Raw genomic sequence first — 25,507 nt, 5'->3', positions numbered from 1 at the left:
ATGATTTAGTGAACTGCAAACATAGATTCTGGGAGAGTTTGTCCACCATCAATAGCGATTGTTTGTCCAGTAATGTACTTAGCTTCATCACTAGCTAGAAATAATGCAGCATAAGCGATATCCTTTGGCTCACCTAATTTACCCATTGGTATAGAAGCTTCTTGAGCTTTGATATACTCTTCTCCTAATTGACTACCCATACCTTCAGTCATTATATTTCCAGGCTCTACACCATTTACTGTAATATTATGTTTAGCTAGTTCAATAGCAGCAGTTTTTATAAATCCATTTACTCCACCTTTTGTTGCAGCATAATGAGCTAATCCAGGATTGCCTGTTTTGTTTCCAGTAATTGATGAAGTAATTACTATTTTTCCATATTGATTTTCTATCATATTAGGCATACAAGCTTTTACAGCTAGGAATGTTCCCTTTAAGTTTACATTGTTCACTAGTTCCCAATCTTTAAGAGTCATATTTTCTAATCTTACTTCTGGAAATATGCCTGCGTTATGACAAAGTATGTCAATTTTACCATAGCGTTCAATACAAGCTTTAGCCATATTATCCATATCTTTTTGATTACTAACATCTCCTAAAAAATAAGATGCTTCACCACCATTGATTTTAATTTCTTCTATAACTTTTTTAGCATCATCTTCACTTCTTACTACGATTAGAACCTTTGCCCCCTCACTTGCAAAAACATGAGAAATACCTTTTCCTATACCTCTCGCACCTCCAGTAACAATCACAACCTTGTTTTTCATTCTTTCAGCCATTGTATACCTCCTCACTATTTGTAAATGATAAACAAAAATATCTTCTATATTGTACCATTTTAAACATATATTATCTATCGTTTCTGCAGATAAGTTTTACAAATCTGAATATTTTGTATAAAAGGGGGATGATATGGCTAAACATGAATTTGGTATTATGAAAGATATGATAAAAGATATGACTATTTTTGAAATATGACACACTGCTGTCTTATTTTATGATGTACAATAAATACAAACATATAGAAACTATATAAAAAATAAGGAGACAAAATGGATTACATATCAGCAAAAACGATATTATCAGGTTATAGTAGTGGTGAGTGGTTTGGATGTAATTATAATATGAATATCTATAGAGGATGTTCTCATGGATGTATTTATTGTGACAGCAGGAGTGAATGTTATCATATAGACAATTTTGATGAAGTGAGGGCAAAGAAAAATGCTCTTGAAATTTTAGAAAGACAACTTCAATCAAAACGTAAAAAGGGAGTAGTTGGAACAGGTTCAATGTCGGATCCATACAATCCCTTTGAAGAGAAATACAAACTTACTAGAGGAGCATTAGAATTATTAGATAGATATGAATTTGGTGTTTCCATAGCTACAAAGAGTCCTTTAATTACAAGAGATATAGATTTACTCAAAAGGATTAAAAGACATTCTCCTATCATTGTAAAGATGACAGTAACTAGTTTTGATGATGATTTGTGCAAAATAGTAGAACCAAATGTAGCTGTATCATCTAAGAGATTTGATGCGATTCATAAACTTTCTGAAAATGGGATTTTTACAGGGATACTACTGATGCCGGTATTGCCATTTATTGAAGATACCAATGAAAATATATTAAGAATTATAAGATTAGCCAAGGAAAATGGAGCAAGATTTGTCTATCCTGCTTTTGGTGTAACACTTAGACAAAATCAAAGACTTTATTTTTTAAAAAAGCTAGATGAACATTTTAAAGGGACAAGTCAAAAATACATAAAAGAATATAGATTTTCTTATGAGTGTCGTTCAAAGCGTGCAGCAGAGCTGTGGAAAATTTTTAAAGCAGAATGTGATAAATTCAATTTATTATACAAAATGAAAGATATTATCAGTAGTTATAAAAATGAATATGAGGAAAAGCAAATGAGCTTTTTAGATAAGTAGTATATAGATTGTTTGAAATGATGGCTTAAAAATATTTCAAATACTGAAATTTTACTAATTAAAATATGTAGAGTAAAGATAAGAGGAGAATTACTATAAGTAGAATATTTAGGTTATGATAAGGATTTAAGATCGTATCATAACCTAAATGAATCATTAAAGAGTTCCGATAGAGCTAGAAGATGATCATAGTGAGCTTCAAAGTAAAGTAGGGATATGTGTTGTTAAATATCCCTATATTCTATTATGATGCCTTATCTTGAATCACTTGTTTATCTTTAGTCAATTTAGCTATTTCCCATGTTTGATAAGCACTAAGTAAATTTAATGCTCTTTTCATTGTTTTATCATGTACTTTGGATTGGTCTTTAAGAATATTTGACATTTGCATTAATTGCATATTTACATATTTAGGATTGTTCAGTTTATTGGAAATAGAAGCTTTATCTTTGTTGCTTCTCGCTGACAAAAGGGATGCTCTAAACATCAGTAGTACAAAACTATTTTTCTTTTGTTTGGGGATTTGTTTTGTCATTTCATATGTCTGGGTGAATAATTTCTCTAAATTTTTCTTTTTGTAATGATAAAATAAAAAACCTCCTCCAACTGCTAAACCAATCGCTGCTCCAACAGCAAATAAATTCGTAATGTCCATTAATATCACTCCTCTAGAAAATATACTCTATCATTTTACCATAAATTATTTATAAATACATCATATATAAATGACATAATTATTTAACATTGATATAATTTATTTTGGAAAAGAGGTTAGAACATTTATGAGGAAATACAAGCGAATCAATTAGATAAAGATTCAGTTACATTTTCAGAGGCGTTGTATTTAATAAGTATAGATGATTTTGCTGAAGCTATTAAAGTAGGTGAAAAAAATATACCATTTAAAGAAATTAGCAAAAGATATTCAGATGGATGGGTAAGATATTTAAAAATAGATGAAAAAAATATATATTTTAGGGAAAAAGATTTTAAAACTCAAATTGAAAAAATATATGCTATAGATAAAGAAAATCTTAAAGATACAGTTGTTGTGGCAGAAATAAATCATCATCATATCAAAGGCAGAGTGTTTTATGGGAATAGGATATATGAAGAAATTGAATTAGACGATGATATTAAAATTAGAGGACTTCATAACTGCAATTATGATTTATGCTTTAAAACGGATGAGAATGTATGGTTGAATGAGTTTATAAGTGATAGACATTTAATTACTAGTCAATGGATTGAAGATGAAGAAGAGAATCATCTTGAATTTGTTTATATTACCGATGTTAAAGAAAATAATCGTATTAAATATGAAGGAGTATGTAAAATTTATAATAATTGTGTAATTATATATGATCATTCTGGGTATTGGAAATGATAGGTCATAGGAATGAAAATCGGTGTTGATGAAAATCTTGTGTTTGCAGATATACTGAATGGGCTTATGAGATGGAACTGAAAAGTTTAGTAGGCAACACAGGTATTAAATCATATTGAAAGGGGGACTAATGTATGGTTTGTTATAGAGATATACTATTTTATGAGGTTTCAAAGATTAAAGAGATGTGGGAGAGAAACAGGAAATTTCATCAAGAGACATCAAAATTTTTCAGTCATCTCTATTTAAATATTGTTTTTGAAGAAAGAATAAATGGTTTTCAATCTTTTGATAAAGATCATATAAAAATTACTCTAGCTGAGGAAGATGACCAATTATTAGGATATTGTATTTCTACCTTTGAAGGAAATCATGGGGAGCCGCAGACTCTTCATGTTATAGAGGAAGCAAGAGGAAGAGGAGTCGGTAAAGAACTTATGAATCGTCATGTACAATGGCTAAAAAGTAATGGATGTAGCGTAATTACTCTTATAGTTTCTTATGAAAACGACTATGCTATTGGGTTTTACCAATCCATGGGTTTTAGACCGAATACTATGGAAATGAGATTAAAATAAGATACCTATATATTTGTAGGTATCTTTTTATTTAAGTATAATTTTTTTATGTTTTTTAGTTATTATTTTTCTATAATGAGGGTATCTTCTATTGGATATTCCATGTTTCTAAATTTTTTTAAAAGAAGGACTAATCCTGCTACTAATAAAATAATTCCTAATAGATCAAACCACATAGGTTGGAAGTGTACTTCTATAAAATTGGTATTAAATCCTGGTATGGCTATTTCTATAAAAGATAATGAATTATTCAAAGCATGTCCTAATATACAAGGAATAATAGAACGTGTTTTTATAAACCACCAGCCAGCAACAATGCCCCAAATAAATGCCCCTAGAAATTGCCATGGATTCATATGCATCAATCCAAACAATAATGCTGAGACCATAATGGATTTTTTTATGGAATAGTGTTTTGTAAATCCTTTTAATATAATTCCTCTAAATAGTAGTTCTTCCACAATAGGAGCAACGAATGCAACTCTTATCATTGTCTTCCATAATCCGTGGTCAGTATTATGTATACCATGAAATATATTTAACCAAAAATTGTTCATGGGTAAAATTGTTCTTAGTAAATTATCAAATTCTGACAAAACTATACCTAAGCCTAGAACAATGAAAATCATAGGGACAATATAGCTAACAAAAGTTTGTTCTAAATAAAATATTTCATGAAAAGTTACCTGGTTTTTTCTATTGATCCATACAATAAGTAATACCAATTGAATTATAGATAAAAGGGAATCCCTTAATGGATCATGTGGAGGAATATTAAAAAAATTTGATAAAAATATAAATCCTATTTCTAAAATGAATCCGAAAACCAATGTATACATCAATAATAGTTTAATAGATTCTCCAATATGAGGAAAATATTTTGGTTTATCCATAAAATAAAAACCTCCAATAAAAATCAACTTAATGATTTTGAGTATGATGAATGCTTTAAGAGATGTATTGATTCAGCTTCATTATATCTTAGACTGTATAATAAGACAAATTTTGTGGGGAGATATTACAAGAATATCATTTTAAAGAAAATATTACATATATTAAATATTTTGATTTATGAATTTTATCAGATAAAAACACTAGCTGAGACTTTATGAAAATGTTACAATGTAAAATATATTCGATAAATTTTGACGAAAAATTTCATAAGGAATTTAAGTGCAAAAGGGATATATATTTTGAAGGAAAAATTATATAAACAAGAAAGGGGAGATTTGCGTGCAAATTACTCAGATTGAAGATATGGAAAAGCTTAAATTTATGGTAGAGGTTGCTGCGGGTTTGTTCAATTTAGATGCTATGATGTGTTTGACAGATCAAACAAAATTTTTAGCATATAAAAAAGGAAAAACAATTGATGTTTCTACAATGATAGGACAAGATATATCTAAGGATGATCCACTTATTAAAGCAATGACAACGAACCAAGTGGTTACTGTTGAAGTACCTTCCCATGTTTATGGTTATGCATTTAAGTCTATATGTATCCCTGTTGTTTTAAAAGACAAGGTAATAGGTTCCATTGGTATTGGAATTTCAACAAATGTAGAAAACTCCAACCTAGAAGCGATTCATGAGTTGCTAAAAATTAATGATGCTTTAAAACAAAATTTAAGTGGTTTGTCAAGTATCACTTCTCAGACGAAAATGTTATCCTTGAATGCATCCATTGAAGCAGCAAGAGCTGGAGAGCATGGAAGAGGATTTGCAGTAGTAGCTCAAGAGGTTAATAAATTAGCTGAAAATTCAAACAAAGTACTTATACAAACCCATGAGACATTAAGCCAATTAGATCCTGTTGTCCAAAAACTAAAAATGAATGCAAATAGATTTTAAATATAAAAAATAGTTATAGAGGATATCTACATATATGTGTAGGTATCTTTTTTATTGTTAATGGAATTTCATTTACTTCAAATAAGGGTTTTATAGTTTTATTTTTAAATTTGTGATAACATTAGATATATTAATCTTGAAGGGATTGTTAAAATGAATAAAATATTAGTACTTGCAGAAAAACCTTCTGTAGGAAGAGATATAGCAAAAGCTTTAAATTGCAATAAAAAAGGAAATGGATATTTAGAAGGTGAAAAATACATTGTCACATGGGCACTAGGTCATTTAGTTACATTAGCAGACCCTGAAAAATATGATGAAAAGTATAAGACATGGAGAATAGAAGATTTGCCTATGTTGCCGTCCCGTCTAAATTTAGTGGTAATTAAAAAAACTTCTAAGCAATTTTCTATTGTGAAAGCACAAATGAATAGAAAAGATGTAGGAGAAATTGTAATAGCCACAGATGCAGGAAGAGAAGGAGAACTTGTGGCAAGATGGATTATAGAAAAAGCACATGTGAAAAAGCCAATGAAAAGACTTTGGATTTCTTCTGTTACAGAAAAAGCCATCAAGGATGGATTTTCTAAATTAAGATCAGCCAAAGAATATGAAAATCTTTACCATTGTGCTGTAGCTCGTTCGGAAGCAGATTGGTTTGTTGGAATGAATGCTACACGTGCACTGACTTGTAAATATAATGCCCAATTATCTTGTGGAAGAGTGCAGACTCCCACTCTTGCTATGATATTAAAAAGAGAAGAAGAAATTCAAAATTTTATTCCAAGAGAATTTTATGGAATTACTATTTACGGAAAAGATGTAAAACTTGTATGGCAGGATCATCATTCAAAGGATATAAAAACTTTTGATAAAAATAAATGTGAAAAAATAATAAAATCTATCAAAAATAAAAATGCAAATGTCATAGAAATAGATAAAGCTTATAAGAAAACTTATGCTCCACAACTATATAATTTAACAGAGCTTCAAAGAGATGCAAATAAAATATTTGGATACTCTGCAAAAGAAACATTATCGATCATGCAAAGACTTTATGAAAGTCATAAAGTATTAACATATCCTAGAACAGATTCTAGACATTTATCTTTAGACATTGTAGATACTTTAAAGGATAGAATCAAAGCTTGCAGTATTTCCGAATATTCAAAAATAGGTGATAAAATATTAAAAAGTGATATAAAAATTAGTAAATCATTTGTAGATAACAACAAGGTAACAGATCACCATGCTATTATTCCAACAGAACAAAGAGTATTTTTAAGTAGTTTAAGTGATAAAGAAAGAAAAATATATGATTTGGTTGTAAAAAGATTTTTAGCTGTTTTATATCCTCCTTTTGAATATGAACAAACTACTATAAAAGCAAAAATAGAGGATGAAATTTTTATAGCCAAAGGAAAGAGAGTCATCAAACAAGGATGGAAAGAAGTCTATCAAAATCATTTTGAGGAAGAAAACGAAGAATCTTTGACAGATCAAATATTACCTTCTATAAATAAAGGAGATTCAATAAATATATTAAAAGTTACTATGACAGAGGGGAAGACAAAGCCACCATCACCTTTTAATGAAGGAAGTTTACTTTTAGCTATGGAAAATCCGGCAAAATATATGAATACTGAAAATAAAAAATTAGTCAAAACTATAGAAGAAGCAGGAGGCCTAGGGACAGTAGCTACAAGAGCAGATATTATTGAAAAGTTATTTAATACTTTTCTTATTGAAAAAAAAGGAAAAGATATTTTTATTACTTCAAAAGGAAAGCAGCTTCTTGATTTGGCTCCAAAGGATCTAACCTCTCCTACTCTAACTGCAAAATGGGAACAAAAGCTTGATGAAATTTCTAAAGGAAAGCTCAATAAAGATGACTTTGTTCATCACATGAGAGAGTATACAAAAATAATCGTCAATGAAATTAAAAATAGTCAAGAAAAATTTAAGCATGACAATTTGATAAAAGTCAGATGTCCAGAGTGTGGAAAATATATGTTAGAGGTAAATGGCAAGAAAGGTAAAATGTTTATTTGTCAAGATAGAGAATGTGGATACAAAAAAAATATTTCTCAAAAGACAAATGCAAGATGTCCTAATTGTCATAAAAAATTAGAGCTTCGTGGAGAGGGAGAAGGAAGAATATTTGTATGTTCATGTGGACATAGAGAAAAACTTTCTAGATTTAATGAAAGAAAAAAACAAGCAAAAGGAAAATTATCAAAAAATGAAGTAAATAGATATCTTAAAAATCAAAAGAAGAAAAATGATGAGCCAATCAATACTGCTTTAGCAGATGCATTAAAAAATTTGAAATTGTAAGGATATGAATAATTATTACAAATCAGAGGGAGATAGGATGACAAATAAGATTTTTAATAGTCAAGAATTTAAATTAAAGAATGGGATAGAACTTGTAACAGTTAAAAAAGATACACAACTATTTTCTATTCATATAGGATTAAGAGTAGGACCCATCTATGAAAAAGAGAGTGAACGAGGCATTTGCCATTTTATTGAACATATGCTCTTTAAAGGAACTCATAAAAGAGACAATCATAAAATCAATCAAGATTTTGAAGAAAGAGCAGGCTCTTATGATGCATATACAGATTATACATCTACGGTTTTTTCTATTCATGCATTAAAAGAAGAGTTTGAAATATCTATAGATCTTTTGTCAGACATGATCATGCATTCAACTTTTCCAAAAGATGAGATAGAAAAAGAAAAAAAAGTAATTTTATCAGAACTCAAGACTGATTTAGATGATGTAGAAGAATTTAGCTTCATCAAAGCCCATGATCTTGCTTTTTGCAAGAGTCCCTTAAAACATTCTATTTTAGGAAAACAAAAGACAGTAAAAGCTTTTACAAAAGAAGATTTAGTTGATTTTTATCATAAAAATTATATTCCAAATCAATGTGTAATAAGCGTTGTTTCTCCTTATGAACATGATCAAGTTCAAAATATAATAGAAAAATATTTTGGAGATTGGAACAAAAAAGAAGAACAAGCTCGCTTTGTATGTGTAGAAAAAAATAGGAATATAGAAAAAATAACATATAAAAAAAATATAGAGCAAAGCACTATTTTATTTTTATATACTTTTCATGGTCTGACTCGAAAAGAAGAATTAGCTTTAGAAATATTAAATTATAAGCTAGGAGAAAGTGCAAATTCTATTTTATTTAGAGAACTAAGAGAAGAAAGAGGATTTGCATATGATGTGTATTCAGAAGCAGATCCTACGAAATTTATTAAAACATTAGTTCTTTATACATCAACTTCTAAAGAGCATATTGACGAAGCAAAAGAAGTGATCAACAATTGTATTCAAAAAATAGTTCATAAAGAGATTTCATTTGATGATAAAAATATTTTGCATATGAAAAAGGTTTTAAAAACAGGGATAGCTTCTATATTAGAAGATTCCCAAGGACTAGGAAATTACATTCTACATCAAAAGTTAATGTCAAAAAAGATAGATGCATTTATGGAGGATCTAAAGGATTTAGAGGATATCAATGAAGAAGATATATACAAAGTAGCACAAAAAATATTGAATGAGCCAACCATACATATATTATTAAATGAAGAAAATGAATAAATGTATGAGAAGAAATTACAAATATTGAGGAAAAGTGTTTCATAATTGTGTAAAAAAGTGTATAATGAAAATAGTTTTTAAAATTGCACAGTTCTGTGCAATTTTTTAATATGCAAGAAATTGAAAGGAGGACGTTATACAAGATCGTTGTATAACAACATAATATTGATTACAGTTACAGGCGTAGGATTAAGATATGGAGACAAAAAGCTATTTGAAGATGTAAATTTAAAATTTACTCCAGGAAATTGTTATGGGGTAATTGGAGCAAATGGTGCAGGAAAATCAACTTTTTTAAAAATATTATCTGGTCAAATTGAACCAAATACTGGATCAGTAGCTATTACACCAGGTGAGAGATTAGCAGTTTTAAAGCAAGATCACTTTGAATTTGATGAGTATGTTGTTTTAGATACAGTTATTATGGGACATAAAAGACTTTATGAAATTATGAAAGAAAAAGATGCGCTTTATCAAAAAGAAGATTTTACAGAAGAAGATGGAATCAAAGCTTCTGAACTTGAAGGTGAGTTTGCAGAATTAGATGGATGGGATGCAGAAACTAATGCAGAAAAATTATTGATGGGACTTGGAATTACAAAAGACCTTCATTATAAAAAGATGGAAGAATTAGAAGGAGGAGAAAAGGTAAAAGTATTACTTGCTCAATCTCTTTTTGGAAATCCTGATATTCTTTTATTAGACGAGCCTACCAACCACTTGGATTTTAAAGCGATCAATTGGTTAGAGGAATTTTTAATAGAGTATCCAAATACAGTAATTGTAGTATCCCATGATAGACATTTCTTAAATAAAATATGTACACATATGGTAGATATTGATTTTGGAAAAGCAAAATTATTTGTAGGTAACTATGATTTTTGGTATGAATCTAGTCAATTGGCATTAAAGCTTATGAAGGATCAAAATAAGAAAAAAGAAGAAAAAATAAAAGAATTACAAACCTTTATTGCAAGATTTAGCTCTAATGCTTCTAAAGCAAGACAAGCTACTTCTAGAAAAAAATTATTAGATAAAATCAATGTAGAAGATATTGAACCTTCTTCAAGAAGATATCCATTTGTTGGATTTACTCCAGAAAGAGAAGCAGGAAAAGATATTTTAACAGTAGAAGGAATTAGTAAAACTATTGATGGAGTAAAGGTATTAAATAATATTTCATTTGTTATGAATAAAGGAGATAAGATTATTCTTCTTGGAAGAAATGAAATAGCAAAGACTGCTTTAATGGAGATATTAATGGGTGAGATGGAACCAGATGAAGGAACCTTCAAATGGGGTATTACCACAACTCAAGCTTATCTACCAAAGGATAATTCTGAGTATTTTGATGATGTAGATCTTAACTTAATAGATTGGTTAAGACAATATTCAGAAGAAAAATCCGAATCTTTTATCAGAGGATTTTTAGGAAAAATGTTATTCTCTGGAGAAGAGCCTTTGAAAATGGCACAGGTTTTATCTGGAGGAGAAAAAGTAAGATGTATGTTCTCAAAATTAATGCTATCTGGTGCCAATGTATTATTATTAGATGAACCAACAAACCATTTAGACTTAGAATCTATTCAAGCAGTAAATGATGGATTGACTGCATTTAAAGGAAGTATGATTTTTACATCTCATGACCATAAATTTATAGAAACTATTGCAAATAGAGTGATTGAGATCACACCAGCAGGAATTTTTGACAAACAAGTAACTTTTGATGAATTCTTAGAAGATGAAGAACTTCAAAATAGAATAGATAAAATGTATGAGCAGGAGTAAATTTCCTGCTTTTTTCTTTACGTGGTCTAGTGGAAAAAGAGATAAGCATAAAAAATAAAATAGTAGTAAAATATTTATAAATTTGGTAAAATACAATAAAATAGATTTTAAAAATTAAAAAGAGGTGATTAGTTGATAGTAAAGCCAGCCCATAAAAGCAGGTTTATATTACTTCCGTTTTATTAGCGGAGGTGATTATATGAGTAGATCTCATAAAAAAATTCCAATAGTAAAAGATTCTGGTAGTAAGGAATGGAGTAAAAGACAAGCATCAAAAGCAGTAAGAAGGTATAAAAAAGTTATTCAAAATGGTTCTAGTTATAAAAAATTATTTGAATCATGGAATATCAATGATTTTATATCTTATTATCCATGGAATGTAGAAAACCAGAAAGATTGGGAAAATAAATATGAATGGGAAAAATATTATTATAGAAAATAAATAGTTAGAAATGATAAAGGATATTTACATATTTTGTAGGTATCCTTTTAATATATTTTTCCTAGTTTCTTCAGGTACGATAAAGAAAAAATTTGCCCATTCACCTAAAATTTCAATACTTTCTTTTGTTATGCAAACACATATAACAATAAATCCACATCAATGAATATTTAAAGGAAATAAGGGACATTTAACAATAGAAATAAGGAAATAAGGGACATTTAACAATAAATCTACATCAATGAATATTTAAATAGAGTAAAAAGCATACTATGAAAGAGGAGTGATAGTATGCCAAGATGTGCACGAATAAAAAGTAATGATTCCATCTATCATATTATGGTAAGAAGTATAAGTGAAATAAAGCTTTTTAAGAAAAATGATGATAAAGACAGATACTTATCATTAATTCAAAAATATCGGTATAAATATGGGTTTAAAGTATATGCTTATTGCTTGATGGACAATCATGGTCATTTCATAATAGATGCAAATGGAGCAGATATTTCTAAAATCATGCATGGTATTAATTTCTGCTATGCGCAATATTTCAATCAAAAATATAAAAGACATGGGCATGTGTTTCAAGATAGATTTAAAAGTAAAATAATAAATTCTGATCAATATTTAATAAGTTTATCTGCATATATACACAACAATCCTATGGATATAAAAAAATATCAAGATAAGCCTCAAAAATACAAATATTCAACATTAGGAGTATTTTTAGGGTTAAAAAAAGATTTATATGATATAGTAGATGAAAAATATATTATGAGTCTATTTAAGGTAGATATCAATAAAGCAAGGGAGATGTATTTGGAGTTTGTAGTAGGATATGACAATGAATCAATAACAATAGAAGGGGAATTTATAAATGAAAAGACAGAATATAGAAGTGAAAGAGTAATACATGCAAGAGACTATACTCCTAAAGATATTGTCCGTTATATAGTAGGATATACCAAGATCAATATGAAAAAAGTATATATAAAATATAATCGAGAAGCTACAGAAAGTAGAGCATTATGTGTTTTGTTTATGAAAAGATTTTGCAATTTTTCTCATAAAGATATATGTAGAGTTATAGGAAATATTACTAGCTCAAGAGTATCAATGCTATGCTCCATGGGGGTAGATATAATACTCAAAAGTTCAAGATATAATCATATAATAGATGATTTTATATGCAGTGAAGTAATATAAAAATTTTAAAAATAAATGACTTATAAAATCTGGGCTGATAGGGTGCAGAGTATTTGTTGTGTATATATAGGGGTAAATTAAAAGTGAATAAATAAATTGATCCAATAAGTATGTTTTTATGAAAAAGAATATGCTTATTTTTTTTATTGTCACAAAGATAAAAATATTATTAAATGTCCCTTGTACTTGCTTGTACTTGTAAGAGCTAACATCCTATATTTAGTAGGTGTTAGCTCTTAAAATTATTTTTAGAATAATTGCTACAAGAGAATCAATAAAAAGATATTTTGAAGAATAGTCGAATTCAAAATATAGATATATTACTATATCCATATTTTACATATAGTGTTAAGATATATCTAGGCCATGGATACATTCAATTAGATAGTCTATAAATGAGAGGTGTTTATGATGAAAAAGTTGTTGTTCATTTTTGTGTTGATAATCGTTATAATTACTGGCTGTGATACAGATAAGAAAAGCCTGGAAACTAAGGTTCAAAATACTGAAAATAAAACTGAAGGTAAAGTGGAAAGTATTAAAAAAGATGAGAATAGTAATATTGGAGTAAAAGAAGAAGAAATTTGTAAAAAAACGAATATGGAATATACAAATGATTATATTTTTCCTGAAAGTGATAAAGTAAAGTTAACTTTTGAGGATATATATAATATTGACTTCAAAAATTTTGATTTAGCCAAAAACGAAATATATGCTAGAAGGGGATACATATTTAAATCAAAAAGGCTTTCAAACTACTTTAGTAAAAAGGAATGGTATCATCCAAAAGAGGATTTTACTACAGCAGAATTGACGTCTATAGAAATGTATAATATACAACTCCTATCTTATTTTGAAAATCTGGACAGTATGTATGAAAAAGTAAGAGATAAAAATAAAACAACTGATTCTAGATTGGTGCAGAAAATAAACATATATGGCAAAAACAAAGAAATATATGTAGATCTTAATGGAGATGGGATAAAAGAAAAAATATTATATAAAATTAATATGAAAGATTCTTGCTATAGTGACGGCACTCTTTTTATTAATGATAAAAAAATAAAGTTAGATGGGTATAGTTTTTTAACTTCCTTTGCCATAGTTGATATCAATATAAAAGATAATATTAAAGAAATTGTTATTAGTGATGAAGGGCCAAGTGCTGATTATAGCTCTAAATTTTTCTATTATGATGGAAACAAAATTCTAGAGATGGGAGAAGTGGGGGGACTATACGATGATGGGATACAGATAAATGGTTCGGGGCAATTTAGTGCAATTTCAAGAGCCAATATATTACAGACTTGGTTTTTTGATCGATTGTATCAATTAGATTCTAATCATAAGATTGTTGAAATTAAGCAAGATGTATTTAATACTAACTATTTTGTTTTTATGAAAAAGCCACTAAAAGTATATCTTAGTAGAGATACTAAATCGGATTCGTTTATTATTGAGGAAGGAACAGTAGTAAATTTAGTGGGTACAGATAATAAAGAATGGTGCTTAATTGAGACAAAGAAAGGTAAGAGAGGATGGTTTGCTCTTGATAATGATGATGAAATAAGAGGAACAAATTTAGATGCTAGAGAACTTTTTATTGGACTATGTTTTGCTGATTAAACATAAATTTTTACAAGATCTAAGCAGATACTAAATTTTTTATCATGCAATACGATATAAGGATTCTCCATTAAAATGATAATTCATTTTTAAAGCAGATATGAGGTGATGCTATGAAAAAAATTTTTTTTGATTTTGTATCATTTGCAAATAAGAATATTTTCGCCTTAATATTAGTTATGCTGCTGGTGATATTAACTTCTTGTTTCATAAAAACTAAAACTGATTTAAATAAATATATAATCAATAAGAATATAGATGGAACTTTTATGTCAATTGATGATCTTTCACAAAAACAAACAACAGATCCTAATATTCAATATTTTACTTTTAAACGAGGCAAATTTTATAGGTATAGGCAATTTGAATTAATGGAAAAAGGAACTTATGAAAACATAGATGATCATGTGTATATTTTAAAAGGCGATCATATAGATGAATGTATTATATATACAAATGAAAGATTTTATTTTTACGACCGAAAAGAAAATGATGTGATTAAATTTTTGAAAGTATCTGATGTGCCAACCTTTATTAATATACATGTGGATTAATAAATAATGCAATATATTTACAAAAAATTTATACAGTAAACGAATAGTTAGGAGAGTAATGGATAATTCATTAATTGGTTGTACAATTTCATAACAAATTACAAATAGATTTTTCTACAAAATATATATTTTATAATCATTGAATGAAATAGGTGGGGAGTAATATTGAAAAAAAATAGGGTAGCCATATTACTATGTTTTATTTCTTTAGGAGTATTTTTTTCTATTCCATTTAAAACTCTAGAAAAATTAACACAAGGTAGAATTCCAAGTATAGAAGCAAAAAAATTAGAAATTGAACTTAAAAACTTACAAAAAGAAAAAAAAGATTTATTAAATCAATTAGTTTCATTAGAGAATGAAATAAATCAATTGAAAAATCATGAATTTGAAAAAAATATTAGCTTGAAGGAAATTGAAAATAGTATTAGTAAATATAAATTGTTAAATAGTCAAACAAACGTTGAAGGTCCAGGAGTTGTCATAAAAATAGAGCCGGTTAAATCAGATACCTCACTTCAATTATCCGATGTTTTATTAGAATCAAATGAAAACAAAGACCAATTTAATCTCCAATATTGTGCTGAATGTTTATTATTAATAACAAATATTTTAAATTCATCTGATGCAGAAGCTATTTGCATAAATAATGAAAGAATAGCTTTTGATACAAATATTATTTTTTCTAAAAATACAATAATCATAAATGATAAAAAAATGACTTTTCCTTTTGAAATAAAATGTATAGGAAATCCCAAAAAACTAGAACAAATTCTAAACGTCAAGTATGGGCTCATATGGCAGATAAATAGTAAAAATAATTTCTATATAGATGTTTTCCATATAGATGTAGAACAAAAAGATAATATATTCATTCCTAAATATACGAAAAAAATAGTCTACAAATATGCAAAATCTTTAGAATAGGATGCAAATCAAAGGGATAGGTATTTTATAATTATAGATTTAAGTTTTCTAGCGTTTCGCAGTTTATAACTGGTTGGGCAGATAGAAGATGCACAAGTAACTGTATACATGGAAGGATAAAAGCCTGGGAGATATTTTTATAATATTTCCTTAGGCTTTTTTATTTTCTTTTAAGTAATCCATGAGATAACCTTAACTCTTAATTTAGGGAGGTAAGATAGAGTCATGATGCTTGTAAATATAAAGGAGATCCATTAGAAAATAACTGATCCTAAAATGGATTTGTATTTTAAAAGAATTTTATATACTTTGCTTACATATTTTAATAAAAAGAGTAAAGGTGGTTATAGATATGCTTTTTATTAATAATCTTATATATACATTTTTAATTGCATTAGGAGTCATAATTGGTGCTGGGTTTTTTGCAGGAATTGGAGCTTTAATCAATAATCATCCTCCACTTAAAACTATGATTGATATAGCTAGCTCCATTAAAATTTGGGCAATAGCTGTTAGCCTTGGAGGAACATTTTCGTCCTTTGAAATCATTGAACAAGGAATATTCAAAGGAGAAATCAGATCTGTAGTAAAACAAATAATATATATTATCTCTGCCTTTATTGGAGCAAATCTTGGATATTTAATTGTTAAACTATTATACAAGAGTGAAAAACTATGGGAAAAATAAACTCAATAAATATAAAATACTTTGTTTCCGTACTATCGGGAATAATGATTGGAATTATAATTGGAGCATTCATAATAATTGCCTTAGTTAGCTATAGAGTGGATAAGTACTACGAAGAAATTCAAAAGCTTAATGCTTCAATAGAAGAACGAGATGAAAGATTGAAAAAGCTTGAACAATCTATCAATAGACAAAAGTTAATTCTTAAAGATATAAATATTATATTAACATACGAAGGAGATGAAATAGATAAAATCACCATTGAAAAATATGCTGAACATAAATACCATAAATTATTAGGTTGTGAGGTAGAAACTATTGACGCTGACATAATAGAAGATATTATTGATAACAGAATTTTCAAGGTAGCCAACAAAGAATATCATTTGAAAGTTGCTAAAATAATTTTGACGGATATATTAAAAATTTGGATATCAACGGAACCAGTCAAATAAAGTAATGCTACAGAGACTATGTATAAACAAATTTACTTCCTAGTACAAAACCAGATATCACCGATCCTATCCTAAGAACCTGGAGATATTTTATATATCTTCTATTTTTTTTATTTATTTTCAGTAAAACATTATTTAAAAAGTTCAATTATAAAATGAAAAACTAAGTTTTGATACAAAGAAAGGACTATTATGGCTAAAAAATATATTTATGTAAATGGTAAAATCCTTTCTTTTATAGATATTAACTCTATTATATTAAATTAAACGATAATTATTTCAAAGAAAAAATAAAGCTTTATACAAGGTATCACAGGACATCTAACCCATTAGAATTTGACAAATAAGGGTATTTACGTATAGTATTGTATATAACAAAAGAAACGTTTCGAATATATTTAACAAAAGAAACTCTCAAAAACTTCCTATGATCAACTTACCTATCATTTTAAAATCAATTTTTTATCCCAATGTATAAAGTAATGCAAGACATTTTTATATGGACAAATGAAATTTAAAAAGATTTGAAAGGAGGAAAGATACAGCTAGATGATATCAATCTTTATTTATACAAAATAAAATAGGGGGAATTACAAAATATGAAATTTAAAAAACATTTAATGATCATAATGTTATGGATGCTAATGGTTTCTATATTAGCAGCTTGTTCTCATGAAGCAAACAGTCAAAGTCAAGGCACAAAAGAGACTATTGTTTTTGCAGATGCTGGATGGGACAGTATTCGTTTTCATAATGCAGTAGCAAGGATGATCCTTGAAAAAGGATATGGATATTCAACGAATGAAATAATGGGTTCAGAACAAACATCATTATTAGGATTAAGACGCGGGGACATTAATGTTTATACAGAGATCTGGACAGGAAATATTATAGATTTATATAACGAAGCCATTGAAAGTGGAGAGATTGTTGAATTGTCTATTAACTATTCTGACAATAAGCAAGGACTATATGTTCCAACTTATGTTATAAAAGGAGATCCTCAAAGAGGCATAGAACCAATGGCGCCAGAATTGAAATCTGTAAAAGACTTAGATAAGTATTGGGAAATTTTCAAAGATCCAGAAGATCCAAATAAAGGGAGAATCTATGGTTCAATACCTGGATGGACAGCAGATACAAGCCTACGGAAGAAAATGGGAAGCTATGGGCTAGACAAAAACTACAACTATTTTCAAGCAGGTTCAGCTCCCGCTTTAGCTGCATCCATTGCAGAAGCAATTGAAAAAAAAGAGCCTTGGTTAGGATATTATTGGGAACCTACTTGGATTACAGGAAAATATGATATGACATTACTTGAAGATGAACCTTATACAAAAGAAAAATGGGAGAATAACTATGCTTGTGAGTATCCATCACAGGATTTGACCATTGCAGTAAATAAAGAATTTTTAAATGAAGCACCTGAAGTTGTAGATTTTTTAAAACAGTATAAAACAAGTAGTGAAATTACAAGCAAGGCATTAGCTTATATGCAAGAGAATGAAGTAAATGCAGATGAAGCAGCAAAATGGTTTTTAAAAGAATATGAAGACTTATGGACAAAGTGGGTTCCAAATGAAATAGCCAAAAAAGTAAAAAAAGCAATCTAATAATACTTAGAAAATAGTTTATAGATTCAATGAAAGAATAGGGGGAATCATATGAAAAGAACATTTGCTAATCAAGACAATCTACCTAAAATACCTATTCCTAAATTAAATGATACCTGTAATCGATTCATAGAATGGGTTCAACCATTGCTTACAGAAGAAGAGTTTCTTAAAACAAAAAAAATGGTTGAAAAATTTAAAAGTAAAGATGGAGATGGAAAAAAGCTACAAGAAGAGCTTATAAGGTGGGCAGAAAGAAACAATCTATCCAACTGGACAGCACCTCTTTGGGAGAATCTATATTTAGCATCTAGAAACCCTCTTATCATAGAGGGGAATGTTTTTTATATTATAAAAAATAAGCTAAAAGATTTAGGGGTTACACAAGAGTATATGGCTACTGCTCTTATTCTATCTGTTTGTAGATTTAAGGGTTTAATTGATCGAGAAGAATTAGATGTTGATTTACAGGAAGACAGACCTATTTGTATGCTTCAGTATAAAAGATTATTTTCTGCTACAAGAATTCCTAGAAGAGAAAAGGATTTATTAAAAATAACACCTTCTCAAAAATATATTGTTGTTTTATACAAAGGGCAAATATTTATCCTAGATGTACTGCTAGATTCAGGAGATATGAGGTCTTTTGTAGAAATCCAAGAGGATTTAAAGTATATCATCAATATAAGCAAAAGAAGAGAAGGAGAAGGTCTGGGAATACTTACTACCATGAATAGAGATGAATGGGCAGATACGAGAAAATCTTTACTAAAAATAGATGAGACGAACAAAGAAAATATAGAAAAAATAGAAAATGCTATTTTTGCATTATGTTTAGATGATGAAAGTCCAAATAGCTTAGAAGAAGCTTCCAATATGATGCTTCATGGGAATGGAAAAAACAGATGGTTTGATAAATCATTGCAGTTTATAGTTGCCAAAAACGGAGAATTAGGGATCAATATGGAACATACTGGAATAGATGGTTCTGTTATGGCAAGATTTACGGAATGGATTTATGAAGATATGGATAAAATTCATACACATGAAAAGAAATATCTTCAAAATAGACCTGAAAAACTAACATTTCATTTAAATGATCCATTGAAAAAACAAATTAGTAAGGCTTTCAATCAATTTAATGAAGTTGTTTCTAATACAGAAACACGGGTATTTCATTTTGATCAGTTTGGAAAAAAACTAATAAAAACATTTGGAATAAGTCCTGATGCTTTTGTTCAATTAGCTTTGCAATTGGCCCAGTATAAATTATATGGAAGGTGTTATAGTGTATATGAAGCTGTAATGACTAGAAAGTTTTTGGCAGGTCGTATAGAAGTTATGTATTGTGTATCTATGGAATCTATTGAGTTTATAAAAAATATGATATCTGATTGTTGTGATCATAATAAAAAAGCAGCATCTTTAAAAAAAGCAGCACAAAAGCATGTAGAACGAATTAAAGAATGCAAAAATGGAAGAGGAATAGATGGTCATTTATTGGGATTACTCAATATGTATGATTCTTTTGATAAGGAGATAGGAGTTGATACTTTACCCCAAATTTTTACGGATAAGGGATATGTAACATTGACTCATAGTACAATATGTACCAGTACAAGTTCTATAAAGGGATTAAAGCTAGCTGGATATGGACCTGTTGTTGAGGATGGGTTTGGTATTCGATATCTTAAAGAGAATGATTATATTTGTTTTAATATAACAAGTAGAACCTATATGAAAGAAAAATTAAACAGGCTGGTACTCAATATAGAAGAGTCTTTGATAGAAATGGCAAAGATCATGAAGCTTTTATCTTAAAGTTTATTTATTTTTAGCCTAAGAGTGTAACAAAAGTGGAAGTTGCTTTCTTAGGCTTGTATTTATATGAAATAGCTAATAAAATATATTGTATTAGCTATTTCATATAAATATTTGACAACTTATTGTATAGTGAATATATTAATACTCAGGAAAAGCAAGAAACGTTTTTAATATTTCAAACAAAGTTAATAGAAAAGTAAATTGCAAAAGGAGTTAGAAATATGGATAGAAAAGAAAAACTTGAAATAGAGGAAAAAATCGAAAAAAGTAAAGATACTGTGATCAATGCTATTGCTGAAACAATGGATTTATATGGTGTTACCAATTCTATTGCACGTTTGTATGGAACTATGTATTTTCATAAAAATGCCATGTCCTTAGATGAAATGAAAAATGAACTAGGTATGAGTAAACCTAGCATGAGTAAAGCTGTACGTACCTTATCTGAAAACAATCTGGTTAAAAAGGTTTGGCAAAAAGGTTCTCGTAAAGATTTTTATTTAGCGGAAAAAGATTTCTTTAAGTATTTCGAAACTTTTTTCTGTGAAAAATGGAATAGAGAAGTAAGGATAAATTTAGAAGCCATTTCAATGGCAGAAGAAAATTTAAAAGATGTTTTGAATGATCCTAAAGCTGATGAAACAATCAAAGAAGAAGCGAAATACTATTATGAGCAATTAGAAAAATCAAAAGAATATTATTTTTGGCTAGAGCGTTTATCTGAGAGTGTAAAATCAGGAGACATACTCAAGTATATCCCAATAAAACATGAAGAATATTAGAAAATGTTTCACGACAAAGCCCCTTAAGAAAAAATAAATTAAAAATAATATTATTAAAATAATTAATATAATAAAAAATTAATGAAAAACAATTCCTATACAAAGGCATTTAATGGTATAATTCATATGATCATTTTTTATATGCATTCAAATGATTTATATTACTCTTCAAATAACGATTAAAGGAGAAACAAATATGAACTATAAAATTGAACAATGGCCTGCTTTTACAGTTTCAGGATATAAACAAACCATTTGCACAAATGATGCTTTTCATATTGTCCCTCAAATTTGGGATACTGCATGGAAAGATGGCACAATAGATTCTATGATGGAAATTTGTATGAAAGCAGATTATCGTCCATCGGGGTTTCTTGGAATCAGTGTAGGAGGGCAATGGGGAGATTCTGAAAAGATGGATTATTATATTGCTGTGACAACATATGTGGATGCTTTAGAATGTAAAAGAATTGATTCATATGCTGATATGATCAGCTTTGAATTTCCTCAAGCTACATGGGTAATATTAGAAGCAAACGGACAATTACCAGATGCTGTTCAAAGAGTTTATACAAAGTTTTATACAGAGTGGCTTCCCAATTCCGGCTATGAACTCAGTGATCTTCCAGTCATTGAAAGCTATATGCAAAATAACAGACAAGCAGTATGGATTGCTATAGTTAAAAAGTAGCAGCAAATTTTTCATATTCTTTAACTTTCTTTTGAAGCATATTATTCCCATTAGAATGTAGATCTTTCTCTTCTTTTTGTTCATTTTTGTTTATGTCTTGGAGCCTCATCATATCTAGAAAGCTTGGATTTTTTACCTTTGCAAGTATTTCTGGAGTAGCAATACTTAATAATATAGTTTTGACACATCTTGGTGCACTTTTCCCATCTATAACATAAACTTTTATCACTCCACCTTCCAAAACATATTCTATTTTCCTGGTTGATGAGTCATTCTCTTCTTTGTTTTCTGATTTTAAAGATGTTTGTTGAGATTGGATAGTTGAGTTTATTACACTTTGAACACTATTAATCTTCATAATAAATTCCTTCTTTCAATAAATATCAATACATGTAAATTATCGTCAATATGGTTGATTTTGTTTATATAACACATGATTTATGAGTCGTGAATGCTCAATTCACCTATCTTTTTGGTTATTATTTTTATAATCATAATATATAGCAATGACTACAGATATAAGAAAACTTGTTGCTATATACATGTGTATTATTGTATCAAAAGGTATACACAACATTAAAATGTACGATATACACAAACATATAATGAATGTTATTAAAAAAATGAAGAAAGCCATAATTTACCCCTTCTTAAAAAATATTATATTTCAAACCATATTGATTACATAGGGACTTGATATATTTTGTTTGTTCTTTTGTTAAATGATATAAACAATATTCAGTTCCAAAATGTCTTGTATTTAATATTAAGGAATCATCATCCTCGTCATCTTCATTATCCATTTCTTTTAATAAAGTTAGCTCAAACCATTTAAAGCTACCATTTTCTGTTATAAAATCTTTTGCTAATAGCTCCATAATATCTTCATTGATCATACAAGTAATACTCATTTGTTCACATCCATATTTTTCTATTGATATGATGTGTGCTATTTCTTCAAGTTCAGTCATAATAAATGTGTCATTTTTCCAGCAACCAAATTCTACATACCTACATGTAGGTATCATATACATTAATATTTTATCCCAAAATTCCTTATATTTTCTATCCATGTGATCTTCAGAATGGTTTGTATAAATGACTACATCCCCTTCTTGTTTTGCATATTTTTTCAAATAATTATCTTCATCTAGTAGGGTTTCTACATTTTGTACTTTATATATTTCATTAATAATGCTTTCTTTATCAGGAACATCTAAGTCATATAAATCTCTGAATACTTGGTTTATATCATAAGAAATTTTTTTAAAAGAAACTTCACCTTCATTCTCTTTAAAAACTAACATTGCAAAAGTCATTAAATTATCTCTTAAACAAGACAAATTCCCTGGGCAAAGAATGGTTACTGGATGATCTGATGAAAAATTCTCTACCTTTAATTCTTGTACCCCTTTTCGCCCACAAAAAATATAATCATATTCAAGTATGTTTGTAATATCTATTTTTCTCACAATATTTGATTTTAAAATTAAAGCACGTATATTCCAGTGTTCATGACCTAGACTATCTTCTCCTAAATCATGAGTCATTAGCAATACTTTTTGCCCAAACATTTCAAGTGGCAAAGATACAGGAAATGTTTTTATCTTTTCTAATATTTCATTTTTACATCTATCTTTCATCCAGTTTTCATATAAACATGGTTCTTCTTTATTTTCATTGTAAAACAGATCATACTCATCTGCTCCTAATAAGTTGATAAATCTTTTGTCTGTAGTAATCATCTCTATTACTTCTTGAGGATGAGGTCCGTTTTTTAGAAAATTACCTAAATTGATAATATGATCAATATCTTTGTTATGAATATAGTTTAAAAAACTTTCAAGAACATATCTATTTGCATTGATATCTGATATTATTGCTACACGTTTTTCTTTCATTCTTATCACGAGTCTTTCGGATGAACTTTATGTAATAAAGGTTAATAATCTTCTTTTAGAATACCATATATTTCTAGAAACAAAAAGAACCTGGAATCACATTTGAAATCAAAGTACCTATCCCTTTGATTCATTTAGTTGATAAATCTTTTATATTATGCTAAAATTAATTGTAATTTTAATTTGTAGATTATAATTAAATATACATTTAAGTTTTCTAGGGTTCCGCAGTTTACAACTGGCTGGTCCGAGAGAAGACGCACAGGTAACTGTGTACACGGAAGGATAAAAGCCTGGGAGATATTTTTATAATATTTCCTTAGGCTTTTTATTTTTTTTCTTTAAAAGGCTATGAGACAACTTTAACTATTGATTTAGGGAGGTAAAGTTTATGGAATGGAGTTATTTAGTTATAGCAGGTTTTTTAGAAGTAGGCTGGGTAATGGGCATGAAGTATTCACAAGGATTTACAAAAATATCACCTAGTATATTAACTGTTATAGGAATGGTTGCAAGCTTCTATTTTTTATCATTGTCTTTAAAAAGCTTACCACTAGGCAATGCATATGCAATTTGGACAGGTATAGGAACTGTTGGTACTGTAGTCTTAGGTATTATTTTATTTAAAGAACCCATTAATGTAATGCGTATGATTTGTATTGCATTTATAGTTTTTGGAATCGTTGGTCTGAAATTAATACCAATAGATTAATAATCCTATATAGTTTAAAAATAACAAAAAATAAGTAATAATATTACTGAAAGAGGAGGACCTGATAATGGGTGTTTTTAGTTACAAAGATATTTATATTGAAGATGGAAGAAGGGTACTGGAGGTTGATATACTTCCAGAAAAGTATTGTAATTTTGACTGCATATTTTGTCCTATTGGAAGGTCTCAAAATAAGGTAGATACCCAAAGGTCATTTGATAAAATAGATATTTCATTGATTGAACTAGAAAGAATGATAGAAAGTACAAAAGCAGAATTAATCTTTATTAACTCAAAAGGAGAAGCCTTAGTAAATGATAGAATTGCTGATATTATTGACTTTATCAAAGTCAAAGGTTTACCTGTGAGACTTCTTTCTAATGGATATTTACTAGGTAGAGATGAATATATAAAAATTGCTAATAAATGTGATGAGGTTGTTGGAGAGATAAAAGTAATCACAGAAAAAGATTTTCAAAAAATCCAAAGACCTATTGAAGGGTATACGTTAGTAGAATACATTTCAAATATGGTTTCTTTTAATAAACAATACAAAGGAAAATTTATATTTGAAATTACTATTATTAAGGGTTATAACGATGATGAAGAATCAATTCAGAAGATAAAAAATATTATTAAGGAAATATCTCCGAATAATATAATCATTGAAAGAATAGAAGATGAAAGATTTAAGAAAAAACTTGGTATAACAGATAAAAGATTTGAGGAAATTTCAAATGAATTACTAGATATTTATAGAGAATCAAGGAGAGAAATAAAGAATTTAGGAAGTAAAGCATTTAAAATAAAAAGAAGTGATATGTTTTCTTTATAATTTTAAAAAAATATATAGTACAAAATAAAGGCTCCTAGCAACTTAGGAGCCTTATTATTAGCAATAGTGTTGTAAAGGT

Annotated in this window: 25 protein-coding genes and 1 riboswitch; of the genes, 20 read left to right on the top strand and 5 right to left on the bottom strand. The window is 28.3% G+C overall.

The window, feature by feature from the left end; genetic code table 11:
* Nucleotides 1-5 precede the first annotated feature (5 nt).
* Complete coding sequence (gene fabG / locus BN2409_RS14585) at nt 6-782, bottom strand: 3-oxoacyl-ACP reductase FabG (protein ID WP_053957341.1); 777 nt, start codon at nt 780-782, stop codon at nt 6-8.
* 273 nt (nt 783-1,055) lie between these two features.
* Here fabG and BN2409_RS14580 point away from each other — a divergent pair, with 273 nt between their 5' ends.
* The gene (locus BN2409_RS14580) at nt 1,056-1,943 is read left to right on the top strand and encodes an SPL family radical SAM protein (RefSeq protein ID WP_053957340.1); all 888 of its coding nucleotides are present in this window, start codon (nt 1,056-1,058) and stop codon (nt 1,941-1,943) included.
* A gap of 244 nt (nt 1,944-2,187) precedes the next feature.
* On the opposite strand, the gene BN2409_RS14575 is transcribed toward BN2409_RS14580, so the two are convergent.
* Complete coding sequence (locus tag BN2409_RS14575) at nt 2,188-2,598, bottom strand: hypothetical protein (protein WP_053957339.1); 411 nt, start codon at nt 2,596-2,598, stop codon at nt 2,188-2,190.
* A gap of 183 nt (nt 2,599-2,781) precedes the next feature.
* On the opposite strand from BN2409_RS14575, the gene BN2409_RS14570 reads away from it, so the two are divergent.
* On the top strand, nt 2,782-3,330 hold the full coding sequence (locus BN2409_RS14570) for a hypothetical protein (protein ID WP_053957338.1): 549 nt from the start codon (nt 2,782-2,784) through the stop codon (nt 3,328-3,330).
* Between the two features lie 134 nt (nt 3,331-3,464).
* On the top strand, nt 3,465-3,908 hold the full coding sequence (locus BN2409_RS14565; protein ID WP_053957337.1) for a GNAT family N-acetyltransferase: 444 nt from the start codon (nt 3,465-3,467) through the stop codon (nt 3,906-3,908).
* A 62-nt stretch (nt 3,909-3,970) separates the two neighbouring features.
* On the opposite strand, the gene BN2409_RS14560 is transcribed toward BN2409_RS14565, so the two are convergent.
* Complete coding sequence (locus BN2409_RS14560) at nt 3,971-4,801, bottom strand: CPBP family intramembrane glutamic endopeptidase (RefSeq protein WP_053957336.1); 831 nt, start codon at nt 4,799-4,801, stop codon at nt 3,971-3,973.
* Nucleotides 4,802-5,141: 340 nt separating this feature from the next.
* Between BN2409_RS14560 and BN2409_RS17685 the strand changes: the two genes are divergently transcribed.
* From BN2409_RS17685 to BN2409_RS14485, 15 genes are all read left to right on the top strand, one after another.
* Nucleotides 5,142-5,759, top strand: coding sequence for a methyl-accepting chemotaxis protein (locus BN2409_RS17685; protein ID WP_053957335.1), 618 nt, complete (start codon nt 5,142-5,144; stop codon nt 5,757-5,759).
* A 153-nt stretch (nt 5,760-5,912) separates the two neighbouring features.
* On the top strand, nt 5,913-8,096 hold the full coding sequence (locus BN2409_RS14550; protein WP_053957334.1) for a DNA topoisomerase III: 2,184 nt from the start codon (nt 5,913-5,915) through the stop codon (nt 8,094-8,096).
* A gap of 37 nt (nt 8,097-8,133) precedes the next feature.
* Complete coding sequence (locus tag BN2409_RS14545) at nt 8,134-9,384, top strand: M16 family metallopeptidase (protein WP_053957333.1); 1,251 nt, start codon at nt 8,134-8,136, stop codon at nt 9,382-9,384.
* A 165-nt stretch (nt 9,385-9,549) separates the two neighbouring features.
* Nucleotides 9,550-11,172 carry an ABC-F family ATP-binding cassette domain-containing protein gene (locus BN2409_RS14540; RefSeq protein ID WP_053957332.1) on the top strand — a complete coding sequence of 541 codons (1,623 nt, stop codon included), beginning with the start codon at nt 9,550-9,552 and terminating at the stop codon, nt 11,170-11,172.
* Between the two features lie 199 nt (nt 11,173-11,371).
* Complete coding sequence (locus BN2409_RS14535) at nt 11,372-11,614, top strand: hypothetical protein (RefSeq protein ID WP_053957331.1); 243 nt, start codon at nt 11,372-11,374, stop codon at nt 11,612-11,614.
* Between the two features lie 291 nt (nt 11,615-11,905).
* Nucleotides 11,906-12,820 carry a transposase gene (locus tag BN2409_RS14530; RefSeq protein WP_053957330.1) on the top strand — a complete coding sequence of 305 codons (915 nt, stop codon included), beginning with the start codon at nt 11,906-11,908 and terminating at the stop codon, nt 12,818-12,820.
* 408 nt (nt 12,821-13,228) lie between these two features.
* Nucleotides 13,229-14,446 (top strand): YARHG domain-containing protein, encoded by a 1,218-nt coding sequence (locus BN2409_RS14525; protein WP_110943158.1) that lies wholly within the window; start codon nt 13,229-13,231, stop codon nt 14,444-14,446.
* A gap of 113 nt (nt 14,447-14,559) precedes the next feature.
* Nucleotides 14,560-15,000 carry a hypothetical protein gene (locus BN2409_RS14520; RefSeq protein ID WP_053957328.1) on the top strand — a complete coding sequence of 147 codons (441 nt, stop codon included), beginning with the start codon at nt 14,560-14,562 and terminating at the stop codon, nt 14,998-15,000.
* Between the two features lie 165 nt (nt 15,001-15,165).
* Nucleotides 15,166-15,927, top strand: a complete 762-nt coding sequence (locus tag BN2409_RS14515; RefSeq protein WP_053957327.1) for a DUF881 domain-containing protein — start codon at nt 15,166-15,168, stop codon at nt 15,925-15,927.
* Nucleotides 15,928-16,279: 352 nt separating this feature from the next.
* Nucleotides 16,280-16,615, top strand: a complete 336-nt coding sequence (locus tag BN2409_RS14510; RefSeq protein WP_053957326.1) for a YtrH family sporulation protein — start codon at nt 16,280-16,282, stop codon at nt 16,613-16,615.
* On the top strand, nt 16,603-17,070 hold the full coding sequence (locus BN2409_RS14505) for a sporulation membrane protein YtrI (RefSeq protein ID WP_053957325.1): 468 nt from the start codon (nt 16,603-16,605) through the stop codon (nt 17,068-17,070). The genes BN2409_RS14510 and BN2409_RS14505 overlap by 13 nt, the downstream gene beginning before the upstream one ends.
* Before the next feature lie 599 nt (nt 17,071-17,669).
* A complete protein-coding gene (locus BN2409_RS14500) occupies nt 17,670-18,683 on the top strand; it encodes an ABC transporter substrate-binding protein (protein WP_053957324.1) in 1,014 nt (337 codons plus the stop codon).
* Nucleotides 18,684-18,734: 51 nt separating this feature from the next.
* On the top strand, nt 18,735-20,504 hold the full coding sequence (locus BN2409_RS14495; RefSeq protein ID WP_053957323.1) for a choline/carnitine O-acyltransferase: 1,770 nt from the start codon (nt 18,735-18,737) through the stop codon (nt 20,502-20,504).
* Nucleotides 20,505-20,728: 224 nt separating this feature from the next.
* Nucleotides 20,729-21,289: a choline uptake/conversion transcriptional regulator CudC gene (gene cudC, locus BN2409_RS14490; RefSeq protein WP_053957322.1), complete on the top strand. Its 561-nt coding sequence runs from the start codon at nt 20,729-20,731 to the stop codon at nt 21,287-21,289.
* A gap of 196 nt (nt 21,290-21,485) precedes the next feature.
* Complete coding sequence (locus BN2409_RS14485; protein WP_053957321.1) at nt 21,486-21,980, top strand: GyrI-like domain-containing protein; 495 nt, start codon at nt 21,486-21,488, stop codon at nt 21,978-21,980.
* Here the strand turns inward: BN2409_RS14485 and BN2409_RS14480 are convergent.
* The gene (locus BN2409_RS14480; protein WP_053957320.1) at nt 21,970-22,338 is read right to left on the bottom strand and encodes a hypothetical protein; all 369 of its coding nucleotides are present in this window, start codon (nt 22,336-22,338) and stop codon (nt 21,970-21,972) included. The two genes, BN2409_RS14485 and BN2409_RS14480, sit on opposite strands and share 11 nt — an antisense overlap.
* A 292-nt stretch (nt 22,339-22,630) precedes the next feature.
* On the bottom strand, nt 22,631-23,881 hold the full coding sequence (locus BN2409_RS14475; RefSeq protein WP_053957319.1) for a metallophosphoesterase family protein: 1,251 nt from the start codon (nt 23,879-23,881) through the stop codon (nt 22,631-22,633).
* 206 nt (nt 23,882-24,087) lie between these two features.
* A riboswitch (guanidine-I (ykkC/yxkD leader) is annotated at nt 24,088-24,183 on the top strand.
* A gap of 89 nt (nt 24,184-24,272) precedes the next feature.
* Between BN2409_RS14475 and BN2409_RS14470 the strand changes: the two genes are divergently transcribed.
* Nucleotides 24,273-24,593 carry a DMT family transporter gene (locus BN2409_RS14470; protein ID WP_053957318.1) on the top strand — a complete coding sequence of 107 codons (321 nt, stop codon included), beginning with the start codon at nt 24,273-24,275 and terminating at the stop codon, nt 24,591-24,593.
* A gap of 67 nt (nt 24,594-24,660) precedes the next feature.
* Entirely contained in the window at nt 24,661-25,428 is a 768-nt protein-coding gene (locus tag BN2409_RS14465) for a radical SAM protein (protein ID WP_242847971.1), read from the top strand.
* Nucleotides 25,429-25,507: the final 79 nt, after the last annotated feature.

Source organism: Inediibacterium massiliense (assembly GCF_001282725.1).
Classification (GTDB): domain Bacteria; phylum Bacillota; class Clostridia; order Peptostreptococcales; family Thermotaleaceae; genus Anaerophilus; species Anaerophilus massiliensis.
The sequence above is the reverse complement of the archived record's forward strand: the minus strand, read 5'-3'. Positions and strand labels throughout refer to the sequence as shown.